The 20,354-nt window shown below is 53.9% G+C and carries 20 protein-coding genes and 1 tRNA gene; 5 read left to right on the forward strand and 16 right to left on the reverse strand.

All coding sequences use genetic code 11. From position 1 onward, the window contains the following. The first annotated feature begins 106 nt into the window (after nucleotides 1-106). From NC979_RS23410 to NC979_RS23425, 4 genes are all read left to right on the forward strand, one after another. Nucleotides 107-1,345 (forward strand): Zn-dependent hydrolase, encoded by a 1,239-nt coding sequence (locus tag NC979_RS23410; protein ID WP_190519990.1) that lies wholly within the window; start codon nucleotides 107-109, stop codon nucleotides 1,343-1,345. 223 nt (nucleotides 1,346-1,568) lie between these two features. Beyond that, complete coding sequence (msrA, locus tag NC979_RS23415; RefSeq protein ID WP_190519992.1) at nucleotides 1,569-2,234, forward strand: peptide-methionine (S)-S-oxide reductase MsrA; 666 nt, start codon at nucleotides 1,569-1,571, stop codon at nucleotides 2,232-2,234. A gap of 612 nt (nucleotides 2,235-2,846) precedes the next feature. Continuing rightward, complete coding sequence (locus NC979_RS23420; protein ID WP_190519994.1) at nucleotides 2,847-3,866, forward strand: glycosyltransferase family 2 protein; 1,020 nt, start codon at nucleotides 2,847-2,849, stop codon at nucleotides 3,864-3,866. Nucleotides 3,867-3,936: 70 nt separating this feature from the next. After that, nucleotides 3,937-5,181, forward strand: coding sequence for a glycosyltransferase (locus NC979_RS23425; RefSeq protein ID WP_190519996.1), 1,245 nt, complete (start codon nucleotides 3,937-3,939; stop codon nucleotides 5,179-5,181). Between the two features lie 2 nt (nucleotides 5,182-5,183). Here the strand turns inward: NC979_RS23425 and NC979_RS23430 are convergent, their stop codons facing one another. The 5 genes from NC979_RS23430 to NC979_RS23450 form a co-directional block, all read right to left on the reverse strand. Continuing rightward, entirely contained in the window at nucleotides 5,184-5,651 is a 468-nt protein-coding gene (locus tag NC979_RS23430) for a hypothetical protein (protein WP_190519998.1), read from the reverse strand. A gap of 77 nt (nucleotides 5,652-5,728) precedes the next feature. After that, entirely contained in the window at nucleotides 5,729-6,964 is a 1,236-nt protein-coding gene (locus NC979_RS23435) for an alpha/beta hydrolase (RefSeq protein ID WP_190520000.1), read from the reverse strand. Between the two features lie 34 nt (nucleotides 6,965-6,998). Continuing rightward, a complete protein-coding gene (locus tag NC979_RS23440; RefSeq protein WP_190520002.1) occupies nucleotides 6,999-7,289 on the reverse strand; it encodes a hypothetical protein in 291 nt (96 codons plus the stop codon). Nucleotides 7,290-7,413: 124 nt separating this feature from the next. Beyond that, nucleotides 7,414-8,457: an ABC transporter permease gene (locus tag NC979_RS23445; protein WP_190520004.1), complete on the reverse strand. Its 1,044-nt coding sequence runs from the start codon at nucleotides 8,455-8,457 to the stop codon at nucleotides 7,414-7,416. Between the two features lie 9 nt (nucleotides 8,458-8,466). Continuing rightward, nucleotides 8,467-9,315, reverse strand: coding sequence for an Npun_R2479 family HD domain-containing metalloprotein (locus tag NC979_RS23450; RefSeq protein WP_073607346.1), 849 nt, complete (start codon nucleotides 9,313-9,315; stop codon nucleotides 8,467-8,469). A gap of 675 nt (nucleotides 9,316-9,990) precedes the next feature. On the opposite strand from NC979_RS23450, the gene NC979_RS23455 reads away from it, so the two are divergent. Beyond that, a tRNA-Gly gene (locus NC979_RS23455) sits at nucleotides 9,991-10,062 on the forward strand. Nucleotides 10,063-10,558: 496 nt separating this feature from the next. Here NC979_RS23455 and NC979_RS23460 read toward each other — a convergent pair. The 11 genes from NC979_RS23460 to phnG all read right to left on the reverse strand — a co-directional run bounded on the left by NC979_RS23460 (nucleotide 10,559) and on the right by phnG (nucleotide 19,831). Continuing rightward, on the reverse strand, nucleotides 10,559-11,422 hold the full coding sequence (locus NC979_RS23460) for a phosphodiesterase (protein ID WP_190520006.1): 864 nt from the start codon (nucleotides 11,420-11,422) through the stop codon (nucleotides 10,559-10,561). Then, nucleotides 11,419-11,979: a phosphonate degradation HD-domain oxygenase gene (locus NC979_RS23465; RefSeq protein ID WP_190520009.1), complete on the reverse strand. Its 561-nt coding sequence runs from the start codon at nucleotides 11,977-11,979 to the stop codon at nucleotides 11,419-11,421. Before NC979_RS23465 ends, NC979_RS23460 begins: the two co-directional genes overlap by 4 nt. A gap of 12 nt (nucleotides 11,980-11,991) precedes the next feature. Then, nucleotides 11,992-13,158 carry an alpha-D-ribose 1-methylphosphonate 5-triphosphate diphosphatase gene (locus NC979_RS23470; protein WP_190520011.1) on the reverse strand — a complete coding sequence of 389 codons (1,167 nt, stop codon included), beginning with the start codon at nucleotides 13,156-13,158 and terminating at the stop codon, nucleotides 11,992-11,994. A gap of 36 nt (nucleotides 13,159-13,194) precedes the next feature. Then, complete coding sequence (locus NC979_RS23475) at nucleotides 13,195-14,325, reverse strand: alpha-D-ribose 1-methylphosphonate 5-triphosphate diphosphatase (protein ID WP_190520013.1); 1,131 nt, start codon at nucleotides 14,323-14,325, stop codon at nucleotides 13,195-13,197. Between the two features lie 82 nt (nucleotides 14,326-14,407). After that, nucleotides 14,408-15,136, reverse strand: a complete 729-nt coding sequence (gene phnL, locus NC979_RS23480; RefSeq protein WP_190520014.1) for a phosphonate C-P lyase system protein PhnL — start codon at nucleotides 15,134-15,136, stop codon at nucleotides 14,408-14,410. A gap of 45 nt (nucleotides 15,137-15,181) precedes the next feature. Further along, complete coding sequence (gene phnK / locus NC979_RS23485; protein ID WP_190520016.1) at nucleotides 15,182-15,952, reverse strand: phosphonate C-P lyase system protein PhnK; 771 nt, start codon at nucleotides 15,950-15,952, stop codon at nucleotides 15,182-15,184. Between the two features lie 16 nt (nucleotides 15,953-15,968). After that, nucleotides 15,969-16,865, reverse strand: coding sequence for an alpha-D-ribose 1-methylphosphonate 5-phosphate C-P-lyase PhnJ (locus NC979_RS23490; protein WP_190520018.1), 897 nt, complete (start codon nucleotides 16,863-16,865; stop codon nucleotides 15,969-15,971). A gap of 44 nt (nucleotides 16,866-16,909) precedes the next feature. Continuing rightward, nucleotides 16,910-18,220, reverse strand: a complete 1,311-nt coding sequence (locus NC979_RS23495; RefSeq protein ID WP_190520020.1) for a carbon-phosphorus lyase complex subunit — start codon at nucleotides 18,218-18,220, stop codon at nucleotides 16,910-16,912. Nucleotides 18,221-18,252: 32 nt separating this feature from the next. Beyond that, a complete protein-coding gene (locus tag NC979_RS23500; protein ID WP_190520022.1) occupies nucleotides 18,253-18,705 on the reverse strand; it encodes a GNAT family N-acetyltransferase in 453 nt (150 codons plus the stop codon). Then, the gene (gene phnH / locus NC979_RS23505; protein WP_190520024.1) at nucleotides 18,705-19,301 is read right to left on the reverse strand and encodes a phosphonate C-P lyase system protein PhnH; all 597 of its coding nucleotides are present in this window, start codon (nucleotides 19,299-19,301) and stop codon (nucleotides 18,705-18,707) included. The genes NC979_RS23500 and phnH overlap by 1 nt, the downstream gene beginning before the upstream one ends. Nucleotides 19,302-19,360: 59 nt before the next feature. Next, a complete protein-coding gene (phnG, locus tag NC979_RS23510) occupies nucleotides 19,361-19,831 on the reverse strand; it encodes a phosphonate C-P lyase system protein PhnG (protein WP_190520027.1) in 471 nt (156 codons plus the stop codon). Nucleotides 19,832-20,354 lie beyond the last annotated feature (523 nt).

Consider the following 20,354-nt stretch of genomic DNA (forward strand, 5'->3'; position numbering starts at 1 on the left):
ATACAATGGACTGTATACAGAGGCGTCGCGGTTATATGATGGTCTGTAACGTTTTCTGGAGTCAAACGTTTCATCTCTTCACTGAACTCCTTTTGACTGAATACCTATGACTCGTTTACAAACCCTTAGCATCAACGGCAAACGACTCAATCAAAGCATTGACGATCTAGCCCAAATTGGGCAGCTCAGCAACGGCGGCATTTGTCGGCTGGCCTTTAGCTCAGAAGATATTCAAGGCCGCGAGCTGGTACGACGATGGATGGTAGAAGCAGGTTTAAGTACCTGTATTGACACCGCTGGTAACCTGATTGGTCGCCGCAATGGTCGCACCAACGCCCCAGCGATCGCCACTGGCTCCCATATCGACACAGTGCCCTGTGGCGGCAAATTTGACGGCAACCTGGGTGTACTAGCGGGTATTGAAGTAGCCCGCGCCCTTCAAGAAAACAACATCACCCTCGATCACCCCTTTGAGGTGATTGTGTTTGCCGACGAAGAAGACACTATGGTTGGCGGGCGTGCCATGGCCGGCACCGCCTCGCTCGAGGCTGCCGACTACCACCGCAAAGATGGTCGCCCCATTGATGAGTGCGTCAACGCCGCCGGAGGAAATTGGGATCAGCTTTCTCTCTCTCAGCGCACTCGTGATGATATCTGTGCCTTTGTCGAACTTCATGTTGAGCAGGGAGGAGTGTTAGAAACAGCTCACAAACAAATTGGCGTGGTGCAGGGCATAGTGGGTATGCAGCGCTACCAAATCCACATCACTGGGCGGCCCAACCACGCTGGTACCACCCCCATGGATCAGCGTCAGGATGCTCTAGTAGCAGCAGCTCAGGTAGTTCTGGTAGTAAACCGTTTGGGCAAGCGCCCTCCCGCCCAGCAGGTGGCCACGGTGGGTGCTCTGCAAGTGTGGCCCAACGCTGACAACATTGTGCCGGGGCAAGTACAGTGCAGTATCGACGTGCGCGACCTGAATCAGTACGTCATCAACGATCTGATTGACGATCTGAAAGAAGAATTGCGGTTGATTGCTCAAAACACTGGCACTCAAATCGAGATTGTGCCCCAGCTCAATGTAGCCCCCAGTCCAGCGGCTGACCATATTCAAGCCGTTATTGCTAAGGCGAGCAGCAACTTGGGGTTGAGCCACATGCCGCTGCCTAGCCGGGCTGGACACGATGCCCTTGAAATGGGTCGCTTTACCGACATGGGCATGATTTTTGTGCCAAGTGCAGGCGGATTCAGCCACTCTGAGGTGGAGTACACCGCCCCCGAAGAGTGCATCAACGGAGCCAACGTGCTACTAGAAACGGTGCTGCGGTTGGATCGCCACTATCGCTAAGTCCTAAGAGACGCTGGTGAAGCTAACCTTTAAGACTAGAGGTCTGTCTAATCCGCAAAAGTTATTGGTGCCTGTCCTTTTAATTTCAGGCTTTTTGATTGGACTGCGATCGCTCATCATAACCCCGCTCCCTATGGCCCAGAGGCGCACCCTCTCCCAGGAAACACCAAGGTGTTGACGCTATAGTTGAGGTAGTTCTTCTACACAAACTGCAATAATTCCTATGGTTTTCTTTGGTTTAGGCAAAGGCAAAAAGTCAGAGATGCCCGCTCCTAACGAGGCGCTGCCAGGTCGAGCTACAGCTATGCCCGTACCCGAAAAGCACTATGTCAACGGCAACCGCCTGACTCCTCCTTTTCCGGCTGGCATGGAGCTAGCTCTCTTTGGCATGGGTTGCTTTTGGGGTGCCGAGCGCAAGTTTTGGCAGCTAGAGGGGGTCTACTCTACCTCAGTTGGCTATGCCGCTGGCTACACCCCCAACCCCACCTATCAGGAGGTGTGCTCTGGGTTAACTGGCCACAACGAGGTGGTGCAGGTTGTATTTGACCCAAAGGTAGTCAGCTATGAGCAAGTTCTTAAAACCTTTTGGGAAAGTCACAACCCCACCCAGGGCATGCGCCAGGGTAACGACGCAGGCACTCAGTACCGCTCAGGCATCTATGTGTACTCCGAGGCCCAGCGCCAGCTAGCGGAAGCTTCTAAACAGGCGTATCAGGTCGCGCTCGAGGCTGCTGGCTATGGCCCCATTACTACTGAGATTTTGGAAGCTCCAGAGTATTACTACGCCGAGGACTACCACCAGCAGTATCTGGCTAAAAATCCGGGTGGCTATTGTGGCTTGGGAGGCACCAGTGTAGCTTGCCCAGTGGGCGTAGCAGTAGAGCACTAGCACTATATCAAGCAGCTCATTCTTGAACTGAATTACCCCTGGTCATGTATGGCTGAGAAAACATGCTAATGCCTACATGATCAGGATTTTTTTCGGGCAAACTATATCTAGGCAATCCCTAGTTTTAATATTAGAGTTTAGGGGTTTGGTTTGAGCATCATAGCAATACCTAAACTTTCTCGAAAAATTACTAAGGCCATACTTAACTAAAACCTTATGTGAATTACTATCAACTATTTAGAATTTACTACTGCTAAAAACTCGTTTCCATAACAAAAGACCCTCGATTCTGACAATTAGACTCAAGGAAATAGACGCAAGGCAAGACAGCCCTAAAAATGCTATGCGAAAGCGAAGCATTGCTTAGAAAAGCGATACTAGATTCTTTCAAATACGCTTCTACTCAAGCAAACAGAGTTTTTTATTTTCCTCCCTCTACTGTAAATACCTTCAGAAGTATTGATTTCATTCCTTCGTGCAGCGAATTCAAGCTTTGGCTTTCACCATCGGCCTCGATGAAGCCTTGGTAAATTTCCTAATATGGACCTCGGCATTTCATGCATAAGCCTGTATTTTTAATGTGAGCTTCAGTCGTTAATTCTCCTGTTAGGTATGCATCAAATTGGCGTTGTGACGATTGGCCGCAATGAAGGTGAGCGCCTAGTTCGCTGTCTCAGGTCTCTACAGGACAACGTGCCGTCGGGCAGTCCCATTGTCTATGTAGACTCAGGCTCTACCGATGGCAGCGTTGCTAAAGCCCGCGAAATGGGTATTCATGTTGTCGAGCTCGATATGTCTGTGCCGTTCACCATGGCACGGGGGCGCAACACAGGTTTTCAATACTTAGTCGAGCACTTTTCCCAGCTTACCTACGTACAGTTTATCGACGGCGATTGCGAGCTCCTGCCCAACTGGATAGAGGCAGCTGTGGGGGCCCTAGAGAGCAACACTACCCTCGCCATTGTCTGTGGGCGACGACGCGAGCGCTTTCCTGACGCCTCTCCCTACAACCGCTTGGCTGACATAGAGTGGAACACACCCGTGGGTGAGACCCGAGCCTGTGGCGGCGACATGCTGGCTCGCGTAGAGGCCATTAAAGCGGTGGGCGGCTACAACCCTACAATGATCTGCGGGGAAGAGCCGGAGATGTGTATTCGTCTCAGGCGGAAAGGCTGGAGAATAGAGCGTATTGACGCCGATATGACCCTACACGATGCAGCTATGACTCGTTTTGGTCAGTGGTGGAAGCGATCGATTCGTGGGGGCTGGGCCGTTGCAGAAGGAAAAGCCATGTACGGTCAACCACCTGAGTCATACATGGTCAAGGAAGACAAAAGCGGCTGGCTGTGGGGGGCAACAGTTCCGGCTCTGGCCGTTGGCCTAGCCTGGCCTACGCACGGGCTAAGTCTCTTGCTGCTGCTAGGCTACCCGGTCTTGGGATGGAAGATTTACAAATATCGCCACAGTCAAGGCGACGAGGCTAGAAACGCTCGGTTGTATGCATTTTTTTGTACGGTCTCAAAACTCCCTCAGGTGCTTGGGCAAAGCCGATATTGGCTCAACCGCTGGCGCAAAAAGCCGGCTACGCTGATTGAGTATAAGCCTGTTCCAATGACAGGCTCAGGGTCTTAAAAAGAACCCTAAAATCGTTGCTTCCCTAATTTTTCTTTTATTTTTATCATTAGTAATGGCGAGAAGCCCCATGCGTATTGCCTACTTTACCGGTACCTATCCTAGAGCCACAGACACGTTTATTCAGCGTGAGGTTGTAGGGCTTAGAGACTTGGGATTAGAAGTCTTCACCTTTGCGGTACGCCGCCCCGGAGATGAGAATATTGTAGGCCCTGAGCAAGCTGCGGAGCGATCGCAAACCCGTTACCTACTACCGTTCAACCTAGGTCTGCTGATCAAGGCCCATCTAACATTGCTGCTGGCTAATCCGAGCCGCTACTTCAGCAGCGTCAAGCTGGCTTGGGCCACGAGCCAGCCTGGGCTAAAGGGCTTTCTCTACCAGGTAATTTACTTTTTAGAGGCAGGCATCCTAGCTCACCTGATTACGACCCAAAATATTACCCATCTGCATAATCACATTGCTAGCTCTAGCTGCACGGTAGCGATGTTGGCCGCCGAATTGGGTGGGTTTACCTTTAGCTTTACTATGCATGGCCCCCACATCTTTTTCGAGCCCTACCGATGGCGGGTGGATGAAAAGATTAAGCACGCTAAATTCGTGGCCTGTATTAGTCACTTCTGCCGTAGCCAAGGCATGATTTTTTCACGCCCTGATCAGTGGGACAAGCTGAAAATTGTGCACTGCGGGGTTGACCCCAGTTTGTTTGAAACGGTGACTCATCAAGGGATAGGCAAACGTCTGCTCTATGTGGGTAGATTAGCGGCTGAAAAAGGTTTGCCGGTTTTGCTAGAAGGGTTGACAGAGCTGATCAGCATTGAACCTGACGTGATTTTAACTGTCGTTGGTGACGGTGCCGATCGCCTGCTATTGGAGCAGCAGGTGAGCGACTTAGGGTTACAGAACCACGTGCGCTTCTTAGGTTATCAATCTCAGTCGGCGGTAAGAGAGCATCTCAAGAACACTGACATATTTGTGCTGCCCAGCTTTGCTGAGGGCATCCCCGTTGTGTTGATGGAAGCGATGGCGGCGGGCGTTGCGGTTGTTGCTACCCAGGTTGCTGGAGTGAGTGAACTAGTGCATTTAGGGGTAAATGGCTACGTGGTACCGCCGGGCGATCGTCAAGCTCTGGCAGAATGCATTAGTTTTCTGATGAAGGATGCCGACACCCGAAATCGTCTAGGCGCTGCAGCTAGAACTAAGGTCGAGCAGGAGTTTAACGCTTTGACAGAAGTTGAGAAACTCTACAAACTCTTTGCTGGAGAAGCTTACCAGCCAGTAGCGTCGGTTGATGCGGACACCAGCGTTGTTATCTAAAGTTAGCTTGGGTCAGCTGCCCCGTTGTCTGCTGCAGTTAAGACCGGGGTTGTTTGCCACTGAAGGGCATCGCTAGTCTGGTTGGGAACCGGCTCTAGCAGCAGCCACTGGTCTTTGGTCGCGCCCCGCTGCAGATAGACTTCAAAATCTCGGGTCTGGCTGCGTTGGGCACTGGTTAAGTTGCCCCCTCTGAGATGATAGGTACCAGCTACTTCTACTGTGGGCTGCCCAGCAATCTCAGACCAGTGGTGATCGGTAATGCGGATGCGACCCACCTCAGCACGGTCGGTGGGAGCGGAGGAAAACTGCCGGTAAAGAACGGTTTGGGTTTGAGAAAGCTTTTGGGCGATCGCTCCTTCAACCACAGCCCTAGGCGGTTTGGGGTTAACTAGCCCGCACCCCAGCAGCGACAGGCAAAGCACACTAATTAGAACCCATCGGATTGGCCGCATCGATGCCATTGTCTCCATCGAGCATCTCTCCTTTAAAGCCGCTACCTTCAGGCTACTGCCTTACGTCCCCAGAAGAAATGGGTGGGGATGAAAGGCTAGGGGTTGGGACGCAGCGCCCAAGCCAAAAACCGCTCGGTGTAATACAGAGCAATTTGGTTGCTGGGGCCGCGAAACACGGCATCAAAGGAATGTTCGGCCCAAGGTAGGGCAATCCACGCCGTCACGTTACCGCTGGCTTGCAGTTTTTCGTACAGCTGCCGACCATAGCTAGGTTTCACCACATGGTCGCGCTGACCGTAGATTAATAGCGTTGGCGGTAGCCCCGGCTTGACGGAGAATATCGGTGAGGCCTGCTGGTAAAGCGCGGGGAACTGCTTTGGGGAGCCACCCAAAAAAGTTTCTAAGACGGCGCGGGTATCAATGGGGTCGGGCACTGGTGGGTCGTAGTAGCCATCCGATAGATTGACTGGACCGTAGTAGTTAACCACCGCTTGAACGGGAAGTCCGTCAGGTGCAAAGGCGGCTAGCATGGCCAGATGGGCTCCAGCAGACCATCCCACCAGGGCAATGCGGTTGAGGTCAATGCCATAGTCTGGGGCGCGATCGCCCACCCATTCCAGAGCTGTTTGCACATCCTCAAGCTGGGTTGGGAAGCGGTACTCAGGTGCGTGGCGATAGTCGATGGCCACGACCGTATAGCCCTGGGCCGCCATATAGGCGCTAAACCGGGTCGTTGCAGCGGGTTCTCCACGTTGCCAAGCGCCGCCGTAGATGGTGACGATGGCAGGGTGCAGATCCGGCTGAGTGGGAGATTGGGGCGACTGGTAAATGTCCAATGCCAAAGTGGCGCCGTCCGGGGTTAAGACGGTCTGGCGCTGTGACTCGATGGCAGGCTCTGGCAGCCCCTGAATTAAATCCCTCAGGATGAAGGGGCGCGATCGCAGCAAGGGCCGTACCTGAGCCGGAATTTGGCTGCTGTAGTTTGCTCCTAATGCCTTTTGCATTTGGGCTTCTGCCTGCTGCACCGTGGCAGGCAGTTGCAGCAGCGGCAGGCTACTTAGCACCAGGCCGGTAGCACTGAATCCTAAGGTTAGGAACCGCACAGAATTGCGCGATCGCCCCCGATCGCCTACTTTCGCCCTCCGCAGCACCAAAGCCAGCGCCAGCAATATCCCCTGACCCAGCAACAGAAATGGGCTGACCTCTGGAGCCCCCACGCCTAAGGGCAACAGGGAGAAGGTTGGTGCGGGAACGACAATCCAGAGGCTTAGAAACAGGGCGATCGCGGCTAGAGCTGCGATCGCCCAATCGACCAGTTGCCAAACTACCATGCAGGGGCTAGCCGTCCACTATGTTGCTTTGCCCCTAGATTCTAGGCCGCCCAACCAAAAGCCGATTCAGCAGCGCCAGAATCAGGGTAAAAATAGTGGCTCCGATGATCGACCAAATGATTGGGAACGACTGCCCACCAATTTGCAGAGCAAACAGCTCCGGCAAGCCCAGATTGCGAGCGATCAACACGCCCAAGTACGACCCGATAAAACCCACCACAATCGAAGTTAGGCAGCCCCCGGCTGTATAGCCGGCCAGCGATTGGCCAATGCCGCCGCAGATGGCCGCCACAACCAATAAGACCAGTAGCTCAATGAGTCCCATCAGCCACCTCCAGCCTCAACAATCAGCAGCATAGTTGTGAGCTAGCCAAGCAGCACCTAGCACAAGACATAGCTTCTGAAAAATCTCACAGCAGAGCCGCTAATGACGTAGCTGCTTAACCTAATTACTGCTTCAACGTTCGAGGATCTAGGGCATCGCGGAGACCATCGCCTAACAGGTTGAATGCCAAAGACGTTACCACAATCAGAATGGCTGGAGGCCACACCAGCCAGGGCTGGAGAACGAGAATGGATGCATTGGTAGCCAGGGTAAGCATATTGCCCCAGGAGGCGTCGGGCTGCTGAATACCTAAGCCAATAAAGCTCAGCACCGCCTCTGCCAAAATAAAGCCGGGAATCGCCAAGGTGGCGGCAATAATGCCGTAGGTAGCGGTTTGGGGCAGAATGTGGCGAGTGATGATGTAGAGCGATCGCCCACCCATGACCCGGCTAGCCTGCACAAACTCCTGCTCTTTGATCGACAGCACCTGGCCGCGAATTACCCGTGCTAGCCCAGCCCAGCCCACCAGCGACGTAATTAGCACAATCAGCAAGAAGCGCTGGGTGCTGGAGATGCCCGCCGGCAGCACCGCCGCTAGGGCCACTAGCAGATAGATGCTGGGGATGGTCATCAACACCTCCACCAGGCGCATCAGCACGGCATCGACCGCGCCGCCAAAATACCCGGCCATGCCACCCACCAGCATGCCCAACGGGAAGGAGATGGCGATACCGATTAGCCCTACGCTGAGGCTAACCCGGCTGCCGTGGATCAGCCGACTGAATTGGTCACGGGCCTGCTCATCGGTGCCCAGCAGATTAATGCGGGCGGGGCCAGCGGTGTCAAACAAGGTCAGTCGTCCCTTATCATTGCGGTGAAAAATCCGCAGGGCAGAGGGCTGGGTGCGATCGACGACAATCTTGCGTTCCCCTGTGTTGATGTCTACTGGCCCTTGGGTGGTGGGGTAAACATGGGGAAAGAACCGCCCCGTTTCCCCGTCGCGCCAGTACACCTGGGTGGGTGGCAGCAGTGACCCATTGAGCTGAGACTCGTAGGGACTGTAGGGGGCAAAAAAGTCGGCCCCCAACGCCACGGCATATAGGGCGATCAGTAGGATCGCCCCGAGCTGGGCCAGACGATTCGTTCTAAGCTTGCGCCACCAGGTCATAGACGGTTATCAGGTGTGGATTACGGTTTGCTCGTTCTCCACCATAAACACATTTGAATAGAGGTTAGCAATTATTTGCTTACCTTCTTGGGTGAGCGACAGATAACGCAGCCCATCCTGGATATAGGGATGCACCACATTCCAGTAAAACTTAGGGTAGTTAGCCCGTAGATCGCCGGGATGATCGTAGCTCAGGTACTTGTTCTGACCCGTTTCCTCAAACTCGTAGTACAGCGCCCCAATTTTCTTTAGATAGCGGGGGTCGCTGAGCTGGCCGATTAGGTCGGCCGCCCGCACCAGACCAGGAAAGTGTTGGGTATCTTGGTGATCTTCTTCTTTGGGTACCGGAAAGCGGGTCAGCTCAATATTGCGCTTGATGGCGTCGGCCTCAATCACTGGGTTACCGCCAAAGCGTTCTTCAATGAATCGCTTGCCCCGATCGACGTGGTAGGGGGTAAGGGAGGCATCGGAGGCACCGGGCTGGAGCATGACCATTTCGTCACCCTGACCTGTGGCGTAGAGGTGGTTGCGGTCTTGGTCACTGCGGCAAACTCCTTTTACGTAGCCAATGTCATGGCAGACGAGGGAAATGATGAAGTGCATCCAGTCTTTGCAGGTGACGCCGCCTTCGCGAATGTGCTTGCCCCGCAAAATCTCTTGTCCCACTAGGGCAACTAAAACGGTGTGCTCAACGTTGTGGTAAAGCGCGTCGCTGTTGGCGATGTTTTCGAGCGCCATGCTGCCCGCCCAGGCAATGATGTCTTCATAGTCGGGGTTTTGGCCGCCGTAGGTGCGGTGGTAGCCCACCCGCAGCTTGTCGACAAAGTCACTGATAAGGATTTCGGTGGCGTTAAACATTCCCAAGACCTGCCTTGTTAAGAGTCGAGCCGTTGGCGTGAGAGAGCAGTGACGACGGGGTGAACAAAGCTCACGCAGTATATATCTATGCTATTAGACCAAACCTTCCCTATTCAGGTGTGTGATTCAAATCAGTAAAAATCATGAGCTTGGCCCCTGGAAACTGGTTGAGGAAGTAATTCCCTAGATATATCAAGCGATCCCAAGGCTACGAGGCATTAAGCCATCACGGAGAAATCAATATTTCGTAACCTATCTAGCCGCTAGCCAAAGGGCGCGACTGCGCAGAATCTCTATTCTTCTGCCCCTCTGGCGACCACAGCTGGTTCATCGATGAGCAGGGTTGATCACACCTCATTACTAATGACCTCGATTGCGACCCTCACCGGGTTGGTGCAGGTCGCCCTGAAACTAGGAGCTGCGAGAGAAACCCGCAGCTCCACGACGCTCGCAGCGCTAGGAGCTTTACCACCTCTAACCCTGGTGATGCCGGGGTTGTTTACCTACATTGCCTGGATGAATAGAGCGATCGCAAAGTTCTTGAGCCGTTTTAGCAGTTCCCCTTTAGCTCCAGCCCGCCTGCTGGATCAAAAACTTCGACAAAGGAATATACCTTGAGCAAATAATCGTATAATGAAATTTCGCTAGCAACACTGCTTGCTCAGTGGCATCCTTGCGGGTGTAGTTCAGTGGTAGAACGTCAGCTTCCCAAGCTGAATGTCGTCGGTTCGAGTCCGATCACCCGCTTTCTGCTATCGGTTTAAAGGACCTCTATTCATTCGGGAACTGTGTGGGTAAGGGCACAATTCGAAAAGATTTTGGGATGAATTAACTCGGCTTTGAGACTGCAAAAAACTTTTCCGCCAAGGTATTATCCTAACAACTGTCTCGATGGTCATACTCCCCATTATTGTAGCCTGCTATAAGTGTAACCTGGTACTCTCCACTGGCCTATTGAGGGCCTCAGTCAGAATAAAACAGCAACCCGGATAGAGCGAATTAGCGTTGCCCTAATGCCACCTCTAAAGTAGTCAGCACCAACTCAATGCGCATGTGCTCTGTCATCGACCATCCCACCGCCCGTTTAGAGAACAGGTCAAGAATGACCGCCAGCTACAGCCAATCGTCTAGAGGTAGGTTGTGTCAGCTGCTCACGCCTCGTTTAGTTCAAGGGCTTTTAGATCTTCTGAACATTCGCCTTCGCTGTCGACTCTTTGGGAATGTTCACTTCTTTGGAGTAAGGTCATAGCCTCTTAGGGGGAACGGAGATGGTTCTGGTTGAATGGGTCGGCTCGGTTGTTTTTTGACCATCGGAAAACCGATAAGGGCCATCAAAGTTGCCGACAAATACCGTATGGGAAACCAAACTACCATTTCCCCACATGTGGAGCTGATAGGCCGGGGGTTCCATGACAAACTGGCTGACTGCATCGGGCTGTAGATCTAGGAAACCCTGATGAACCAGACTGGGCTGGGTGCTAGCGATAGTGCCAGCCCAGCGACAATACATCACCCGATGCAGGTGGCCACAGCTAACCCGCTCAACCTGGCTGTGTTGGGCAATCAAGGCGGCTAAAGCATCGCGGCCTTCTAACCTACGTCGATCCATCCAGGGAATGCCGGTTATAAACGGGGGGTGATGCATGAAGAGCAAGGTGGGGGTCTTAGGGGCTCTTATCAGTTGGGTCTCTAGCCACGCTAGCCGCTGAGCATCCAGTTTGCCCGACTTTTCCCCAGGCAGGGTGTTGTCTAGCATAATCAGGCGGATTGGATAATCGTCTACGACATAGCTCAGATGATCCATAGAGCTAGACAGATAGCGATGATCAGCAAATGCCTGCTGCAGGTTTGCCCCCTGATCATGGTTTCCAGGCATTAGATAAATTGGAGCGCGTAGGTTTGCCAGCAGCTCTCTCAACTGTTGATAGTCGGCCACAGTGCCCTGCTGGACTAAATCGCCTGTAGCAACGACCAAATCAGGCTGGGGGTTCAGCTGGTTGAGATGGGCGATCGCAGCCTGCACCAGTGAGTTAGTATCCACAACGCCGTAGGCCAGTGCGCCTGCCGACTGCACATGCAAATCGCTAATTTGAGCAATCAGTGTCATGGCGCATCCGCCGGTTGGCAGGCTTGCTGTAGGCAAGGTAGAAAATGCTCTAAGTCTGGGGTGTCTTGGTTAGGCACTTTCGCCAAATCATCCCAGCGGCGCAGTTGTACGGCCTGTTCTGCGTAGGGCTGCTGAATAAAGGCAGTGGCGGCAGCTGGGGAAAAAACACCACCCTGAAGCTCTAGACTACGTTTGGAAGTCACCGATAAAGAGTCCCAGTAAGCTTCATCTACGGCACAGAGGTAGCGTTTGGCGGCGACATGGAGCTGAATTGGCAGGGTTACCGCCGCTGGGAACAGCTGTTCTAAAACGGGGATCGCTCGCTGTTCATGGCGATCGTCAAGGCCGCGCAGTGCCGGATCATCCCCCAAGTGATGGATCAGGTGCCCTAGATCGTGGAACAGGCAGGCTGCAATCATCTCAGGAGATTGCTCAGCTTGTTCAGCCAAGGTGGCACACTGGAGGGCGTGTTCGAACTGGCTGACAGCTTCGCCACCGTATTGGGCTTGACCCCGTTGGCGATAGAGATCGAGCAGAGTCGCGAGATTATGGGGCATAGGATTGAAAAATTAGAGGGATTGTTTAACCGGCAGACCATTGATGTAGACAGCCCGAATGGCGCTGGGTAAAGTGCGATCGGGAGTCAGCAAGAGAAAATCGGCATCGTAGCCAGGGGCAATTTTGCCTTTTTGGTCGCCAATTTTGGCGGCTTTAGCCGGATATTCGGAAACGCACTTCCATGCCTGCTCAAAGGGCATCAGTTCTTTTTCAGCCAGTAGAAAAGGGGCATGGAATAGAGAGGGATAGTGGTAGTCAGAACAGAGGCAGTCTAAAACTTGAGATTGGGCCGCTGCGGCAACACTCATATAGCCGACATGGGAACCACCCCGCACCAGATTGGGGGCTCCCATCAAGACAGCGGCTCCGTAGGCACGGGATGCCTCTGCCAGCGGGATAGAGGCCGGGAATTCTGCGATCGCAACTCCCCGCTCTCGGCTTTTAGCCACATCGGCTGCCGTTTCATCGTCGTGGGAGGCTACCGGAATGCCCAAATCATGACAGCGCTGCACCAAGTCTTCAAACTGAGCTAGGCCTTCCTCTTGGCGGGGATAGGCAGCCTGAACTAGGGCCAGAATGTCGGCTTCGGAAAGCTTTAGCCGTTGACGTAGCCCCTGCGTATATCGCCGTATAGTTTCATCATCGGTCGTAGGCGGGAGGTGGTTATTGAGGGAAAGCAGCGTGACTTTGCGAGTTTCTAGCCAGCCGCACAGTTCGTCATAATCAGCGGTATTGGCTTGCTCGTGGCGAATGTGAATGCGACTATCGACCCGCAGGCCATGATCAGGTGCCGAAATTTGGTTAATCAGCTGCCGCGCCATCTCCCGGCTGCGAAGCCCCGGCTCAAAGGAGTCGGTGATGGAGTAGAAAAATGTAGTAATCCCGGCTCCCAGCAAAGCCAGCTCGTTCTCCACCAGGGCCATATCCAACGGTAAATTGACCCCAGGCCGAGGGCAAATCATGCGCTCAAACGCATCGCCGTGGATATCAACAATGCCAGGCAGGAGGTGCAGGCCGGTGACATCGATCGCAACATAGCCACTGGGTTTGGCCGTTTGATCGACGGCGACAAATTTTCCATCTTCAATCAGCACCGTTGCCGAGTCTAGCCATCCGGTTGGCGTCAGCACCGTTGCGCCCTGTAGAGCCAGTTTGGGTGTCGAGAGAGGATGTTTCATGGCAGAAGGGCGGGAGGGAAGAGTAATGGGATGTTGCTAGGCGATGCGCTGGCCCTGGCGGCGGACGGAGGTAAAGCGGGGCACAACGCCGTCGTGGTGAACGGTGACAAAGTCAGCGCGTTTGCCAACTTCGAGGCTGCCGCGATCGCCATCCAGACCAATGGCTTTGGCGGGGTTTGAAGTAAATAGCTGCATAGCTTTGTATAACGGCTGCTGCTGGGCGATCAAGAACATCGCCTGCAGCAAACTCTGGGGCACATAGTCCGATGAGATGATATCGACTAAGTCTCGCTCGATCAGCTCTATGGCGGAAACGTTGCCAGAGTGAGACTGGCCCAGGATCAGATTTGGCGCGCCCATCAACACCTGGAGGCCGTGGAGATGAGCTTCTTTAGCGGCATCGAGGGTGGTGGGGAACTCGGCAATTTCGGCTCCGTCCTGCAAAGCTTCCTGCACATGCTCAGGGGTGGCATCGTCATGGCTGGCGAGGCAAATCTGATGCTTCTGGGTGAGGTCTACGAGCTTGCGGCGGTTCTCATCGGCATGGCGCTGCTGAGCTTCTATGCGGGCTTGAATGAAATCTTCTATTTCATCAGAACCCACGCCATGTTTGCCCTGGTAATACTCTTTGTACTTCTCGACCTGGGCAAACTGCCGCTGACCAGGGGTGTGATCCATCAGCGAGATGAGCGACAGTAGCGGATGATCGGCGTAGGTGGCGGCCACCTCATGCACGTGCTCGTAGCCCAGTTCACAGCGCAGGTGGAGGCGATGGTCTACCGCAAAGCGCCCGTCAATTTGGCCTTGGTGAATTGTATTGATCATCGGGCCAAACTGGGTCATGCGCATGGATGTCGGCGTGATGTCACCCACCGCGATCGCATCACAAACCGTGGTAATGCCAGCCGCCGCTAAATCTCGATCGTGGTATACCGCAGCAACATCCATCGGCCAACGCACCTTGGGTCGGGGCGACAGCCGCTGCTCAAAGTTATCCGTATGCAGTTCTACTAATCCGGGCAGCAAATAATCGCCGTAGCCGTTGTGTCCCTGGGAAACAACGCCGGGCTGCACCTCGGCAATGATTCCATCCCGCACGATTAGCGTACCGAGAACCTCTTCATCAGGCAGCTGCAAGCGGTAGTTGGTGAAAATAGCTTCGGTCATGGGGATACGCATTGGAGACATATAGACGTCTATACTCATACCGGACCAAGATTAACTGGGCGTTATCGCAGGCCTAAGGTCTCTAAAATTGGAGAACGCGATCGCAGACCCGCTCTCTGACTTCGTCATCGTGAAAAATGCCGACCATGGCACAGCCCTGGGCTTTACGGTCTTCAATTAGCTGCATAACGACCTCACGATTGGCAGCATCTAAAGCAGAAGTCGGCTCATCCAACAGCAAAATTGGGTAGTTGACGGAAAAGGCCCGAGCAATATTCACCCGCTGCTTTTCGCCGCCGGAAAACGTGGTAGGAGACAGCTGCCACAGTCGCTCTGACAAGTTCAGTTGAGTGAAGAGCAGCCGAATTTTGTCGTAGGCGATTTCGGGATCCATACCCAAATCCATCAGGGGTTCTGCGGCCACTTCTAGCGCCGGTACCCGGGGAATCACTCTGAGAAATTGGCTGACGTAGCCCACGGTGTGCTGCCGCACCTCTAGCAGCTGGTGGGGGGGGAGCTGGGGCAAATCAGCCCAGTCGCCCTGATGGTTCACCCAAATCGAGCCCTTATCGATGCGGTAGTTCGCGTACAGCGATCGCATCAACGTCGATTTGCCTGAGCCCGATGGCCCCTGGAGCGCCACACACTCACCAGCCTGCACCGTGAGGGAAACCCCCTCTAAAACCGGAATACAAGCTCCTCCTTGATGGTGCAGCACGAAGCTCTTGTAAAGCCCCTCAGCCCGGAGCATAGCCCCAGTGGGCGGCGAAACTGGCGCTGTGGAATGATTTGACAATAGCGATTGAGTCATAGTTCGAGGGTGTCAATAACAGCAGAACGGCAGGCGGCATGTTCCCTAGGGCATGAGGGTGGCACTCACCAACTGCTGCGTGTAGGGATGGTGGGGGTCATCGAGCACTTGGTCGGTCAGCCCGGTTTCGACCACCTGACCGTTTTGCATCACCATCAGCCGATGGGCTAAAAGCCTGACCACACCGATATCGTGGGTCACCAAGATGACGCTGAGATGGAGCGTGCGGACCAGCGATCGCATCAAATCCAGTAGTTTGGCTTGCACGGAAACGTCTAACCCGCCTGTTGGCTCATCCATCAGCACTAGCCTCGGCTGCGTCACCAGAATGCGGGCGAGCTGAAGTCGCTGCTGCATACCACCAGAAAAGGTACTTGGCAAGTCATCCATGCGGCTGTGGGGAATTTCTACCTGGCTCAGCCACTCGATGGCCTCGGAGCGAATATTGCCGTAGTGGCGTTCTCCCACATCGAGCAAACGCTCACCGATATTGGCTCCGGCAGTGACGGTCATGCGCAGCCCATCGCGGGGATTTTGCTGCACAAAACCCCATTCGGTTTTCATCAGCTTGCGGTGATGAACTTCCGGCAGAGTGCGCAGGTTAATGGGTTGACCGCTGCGATCGCAATAAACAATCTCCCCCGCATCTACTGAAATATGACCAGCAATGGCATTTAGTAACGTACTTTTTCCGGAGCCAGATTCGCCAATGATGCCTAGAACTTGGCCAGGGTAAAGATCAAAGGAAATGCGATCGCAGGCACAAATTGAATTGTAGGTTTTGCTGAGGTTATCGATAGTTAATAGTGGCTGCATGGGGCTGCGTTATTTTTCAACTTAGTGTGGGGGCCGACAAATGATTATTTTGCTGACGCTGATTGCAGTAGTCCGTATCAGAGCAAATCCACAGGCGACTGCCCTGGTCATCGGTGACCACCTCATCTAGATAGGTGTCCGTCGCGCCGCAAAATTCGCAGGGTTGATCCCAGGTTTCAACGGTGAAGGGGTGATCCTCAAAGTCAAGGCTTTTCACCTTGGTGTAGGGAGGAAGGGCATAGATCCGCTTTTCTCGTCCGGCACCAAATAGCTGTATAGCGGGATTCATGTGCAGCTTAGGGTTATCAAACCGGGGAATCGGGCTGGGCTTCATCAAGTAGCGATCGTTCACCATCACCGGATAGTCGTAGGCCATGGCAATGTGGCCAAAGCGGGTGATATCTTCGTACAGCCGCACATACATGGGGCCATATTCTTCCAGCGCGTGCATTTTATTGGCTTCGGTACGAGAGGGCTCAATAAAGTACAGCGGCTCTGGCATGGGCACCTGATAGACCATGATCTGCCCCTCCCGCAGAGGTGTTTCAGGAATCCGGTGGCGAGTTTGAATCAGCGTGGCTTCCTCGGTTCGTTCGGTGGTGTTAATGCCGCAGACCTTACGAAAGAACCGACGAATATTGACGGCGTTGGTAGTATCGTCAGCGCCCTGATCAATCACCTTCAGGGTGTCGGTCTGGCCAATTACTGAGGCAGTTACCTGAATCCCCCCAGTTCCCCAGCCGTAGGACATGGGCATTTCACGGGAGCTAAAGGGAATCTGATGCCCCGGAATAGCCACCGCCTTGAGGGCGGCGCGACGGATGGAGCGCTTGGTCTGTTCGTCTAGGTAGGCGAAGTTAAAGCCAGGTTCGGGCAGATTTGCGGGGCTAGGCAACTGGGGCGAAAGGGGCATGGGTCAACGGTTGGTAGTTGTTGATGAAGTGACGAAAAGAAGATTCATGCTGGCACCTCCGATGGGGAGTGGGGCTCAGGAGATAAATGATCAAGGTTGGGAACCTGGGTTGAGTCCCCGTTGTGGGGAGATGGAGGATGGCCGCTGGATGCCGGGGAATCTGGAGCTTGGGGTGACGTTGGCTCAACACCATCCTGTTTTGCCTGAGCCTGGTCGTAATTGCGTCGCAGCTGACGGATCAGGTTTAGCTCGGCCTGAAAGTCGATGTAGTGGGGCAGCTTGAGGTGCTGGACAAATCCCTGGGCCTCGATGTTATCGGAATGAAATAGGACAAATTCTTCATTCTGGGCTGGCCCGTCGATCGCCTCACCTAAATCCTTGGCCTGCAAGGCTCGGTCTACTAAGGCCATGGCCATGGCCTTGCGCTCGTTGTAGCCAAAGGTCAGGCCATAGCCCTGGGTAAACTGGGGCGGAATCTGCTTGCTACCTTTGAACTGGTTCACCATTTGGACTTCGGTGACGGAGATGTCTGCGATCGCAACCTCAAAGCCCAGTTCTTCGGGACAGATCACGACCTCCACTTCTCCAACTCGAATCTCCCCCGCAAAGGGATGGTTTTTGCCATAGCCCCGCTGGGTAGAGTAAGCCATTGACAGCAGGAAGCCCTCATCGGCGCGAGCCAGGTTTTGCAGGCGAGCATCGCGGCTGGTGGGGGTACTGAGGGATTGGCGGGTAATGTCGAAGGGGGGTGAGGGGAGTTGGGTAGTTGAGGAGTTGGGGAGTTGGGCGGAAGAAGTAGCGGATTGAGTACAGGCAGGATCGTCTGATTTTGTTGCGCCGATTAAACCTTCCTGGGCCAGGGTGTTGAGCACTCGGGGGGTGGCTTCGGTCGTGGAGGCGATCGCATCCCCTAGTTTGGTGGTTGGGGCTGAAAACTGGTTATTTTCGGCGGCCAGTTTAAAGTCGAGCAGCCGATGGACATAATCAAAGGTGGAACCCAGCTTTTGGCCGCCGGGGGCGTCTTTGAAGATCGCCGAAATGCGCCGCTGAATGTGCATGCGATCGGTCTCGACCGGTTCGCTGTAGTAGAGGCGGGGTAGGGTTGTTCGGTAGGCGCGGAGTAAAAAGGCGGCCTCCACCAAGTCACCCCAAGATTGCTTGATAGCCAGGGCAGCCAAATCTGGATCGTACAGGCTCCCCTCGGCCATCACCCGATTCACAGCCAGCTGCATCTGCTGCTTGATTTGCTCTAGCGATAGCTCTGGCACAGCCAATTCGCCGCGCCGTTTGGCCTTAAGCAAGGCTTCGGCGTTTTGAATGGCCTGTTCTCCACCTTTGACGGCAACATAAGGCATAGGACTCTCCGGAATTTAACCTATCGCTCGATCTACAACTCAACTAAAAAACTGTAGCCATGCTTCTGAAACCCCAATGATTCATAGAAGGCGTGGGCTTCCTTCCGCTTTAGATTGGTCGACAAACTCAGCTTGTAGCAACCGGCCTCTCGACATTGGACAAAGGCAAACTGCATCATCTGCTGGCCAATTCCCTGGCCTTGAAACTCTGGATCGACTGCAACCCCTTCCACAATCCCGGAGGGACTACCGTGATGCACCAGGTTATCCATCACTAGCAGCGCGAACGTACCAACCCGTCTATCGTCTAGCTCTTTGAGGGTGGCGACCCACAACCTGTAGTTAGGGTATTGCTGTATGCGCTGAAACCACTGTTCGGCCTCGGCCAAGCTTAAGCCGCAATCCTGATCTAAACCAGATTGGTGATATAACCGCAGCACGTCTGGCAAATCCTCAGAGGTGGCTAAGCGAATCGACACAGTCATCACTGCCCCTCCTGCTGACCAGCGAACCGGGCCGTGCGCGGTAGGCCCAGAACCTGGCGATCGGCAAAACACCAGATGTCCAGCCCAAGAGGATAGTTTGTGGTCATCGCCTGCCACTGCTGCCAAAAGTCGGCGACTAGGGGCATTTGAATGGTGACGGTGTCTAGAATTCCTGGACCATGGAGGGTGGCAGACTCTGCTCCCTGTAGGGCTGGCAGCTGAATTAGCAGAGAGGTCGAGGCCTCTGGATAGGCCGCTGTACCCCAGTTAAATTCCTCTAACCTAGGCATTGTCTCAATCCGATCAATCACGGCAAAATCAGCCGTTTGAGGCTGAGCCGTGAACCGACATCCGGTGTGAAACAGCAGCCAAGACCGTACTGATTCTGAAATGCCCGGCTGCAGCCATACCGTCGTCTCCAAATCGAGCAGCGTTAGGCAAGCCGCAGCGCAGCCAGGGTTTAGCCCCTCCGGCGGTGTCAGAGATGCGGTGGTTTGCTGGATACCCGGTCGCGCCAGCGCATCTAGCAGCGCTCGAAAGGTCTGCTGAGCATCATGGACAGGGTCTTTGAATCCAGGGAGTTGGGTCGTGAGCATAGGGCAGGGACTATGGGTGCTTGAAATTTAGATTTTGTAGCGACGGGTGCTGCTCTGCTTTAAGCCTCTCCTCGCAGCAGAGTAAAGAAATTGACGCGGGTAGATTCCACTTCAGCCATTTCAGCCGCCCGCTTTTTATGGGCAGCACCCTGCAATGGCTCAATCACCTGGGCTTGAACCTTGGCTTGCCAGTCAGAATATTGCAGCAGCGCGTCACAAACGGCGGCGAGTTCAGCATGACGCTGCGATCGCCCCGCCACATAACCAAATCCCGAAATCGACTCGTCGCCAGCTGCTAGCGACAGTTGAACAACACAGCGGGTTAGGGTCATTTCCCCCAGGTTGAAGGGCTGACCTGCGCCTTCTGTGCGTCCACGCACCATGGCCAGACCAATTTCGGGCGATCGCAAAAAGCGATACTCGGGCAGCGCCCCTAATGTGGCGACCCGCTCTTCCAGAAGTGCCAGAGGTGCCTTTGCTAAGGCCGACATCCAGCTCGATCTTGACTGGGCTTGGGCTGTGTCTACCATCACTTAACCAAAGATTAAAGGCAACTTAAATTTGTATAGATGTCTAGACAAATTATGGGGCAAGAGCAAATAGAACGCAAGCCCTATTCCATTGTTTATCGCTCTTTGTTGGCTCTGGGCGGAGAAAGGCAAAACAACGCAGGTACGGAACTGTCATGCTTGAAGCGGTAACGCTGCCTAAGGTTGCGTTGTTGAATCCACATGCAAGAGCGGCAAAACTGTGGCCAATAGTCTGCAAAAGAAAACTTAAGAAGGGATCATAACCACTCATTCGAAGAACAACTAGATGGCCCACCTAACTTATTGGCCTGAAGTTATGTAGACACGTTTTGAGTGGATTGTTTCAGATGCGCTGTTCGGAAGCCAAGATTAAAGTTTCCATAAACTGCTCTTGATTTCTTAGGGATATTCTCAGCGTTGGTGTGGTCAGGTCATCTCCAAATTTAGAGGAATTACGGAGGCAATGGCACCAAGGCAAGTAGGCCGGATAGGATGCGATCGCACTCTGTGACGGGATTGTGAG

It is taken from the genome of Leptolyngbya subtilissima AS-A7 (assembly GCF_039962255.1).
GTDB lineage: Bacteria > Cyanobacteriota > Cyanobacteriia > Phormidesmidales > Phormidesmidaceae > Nodosilinea.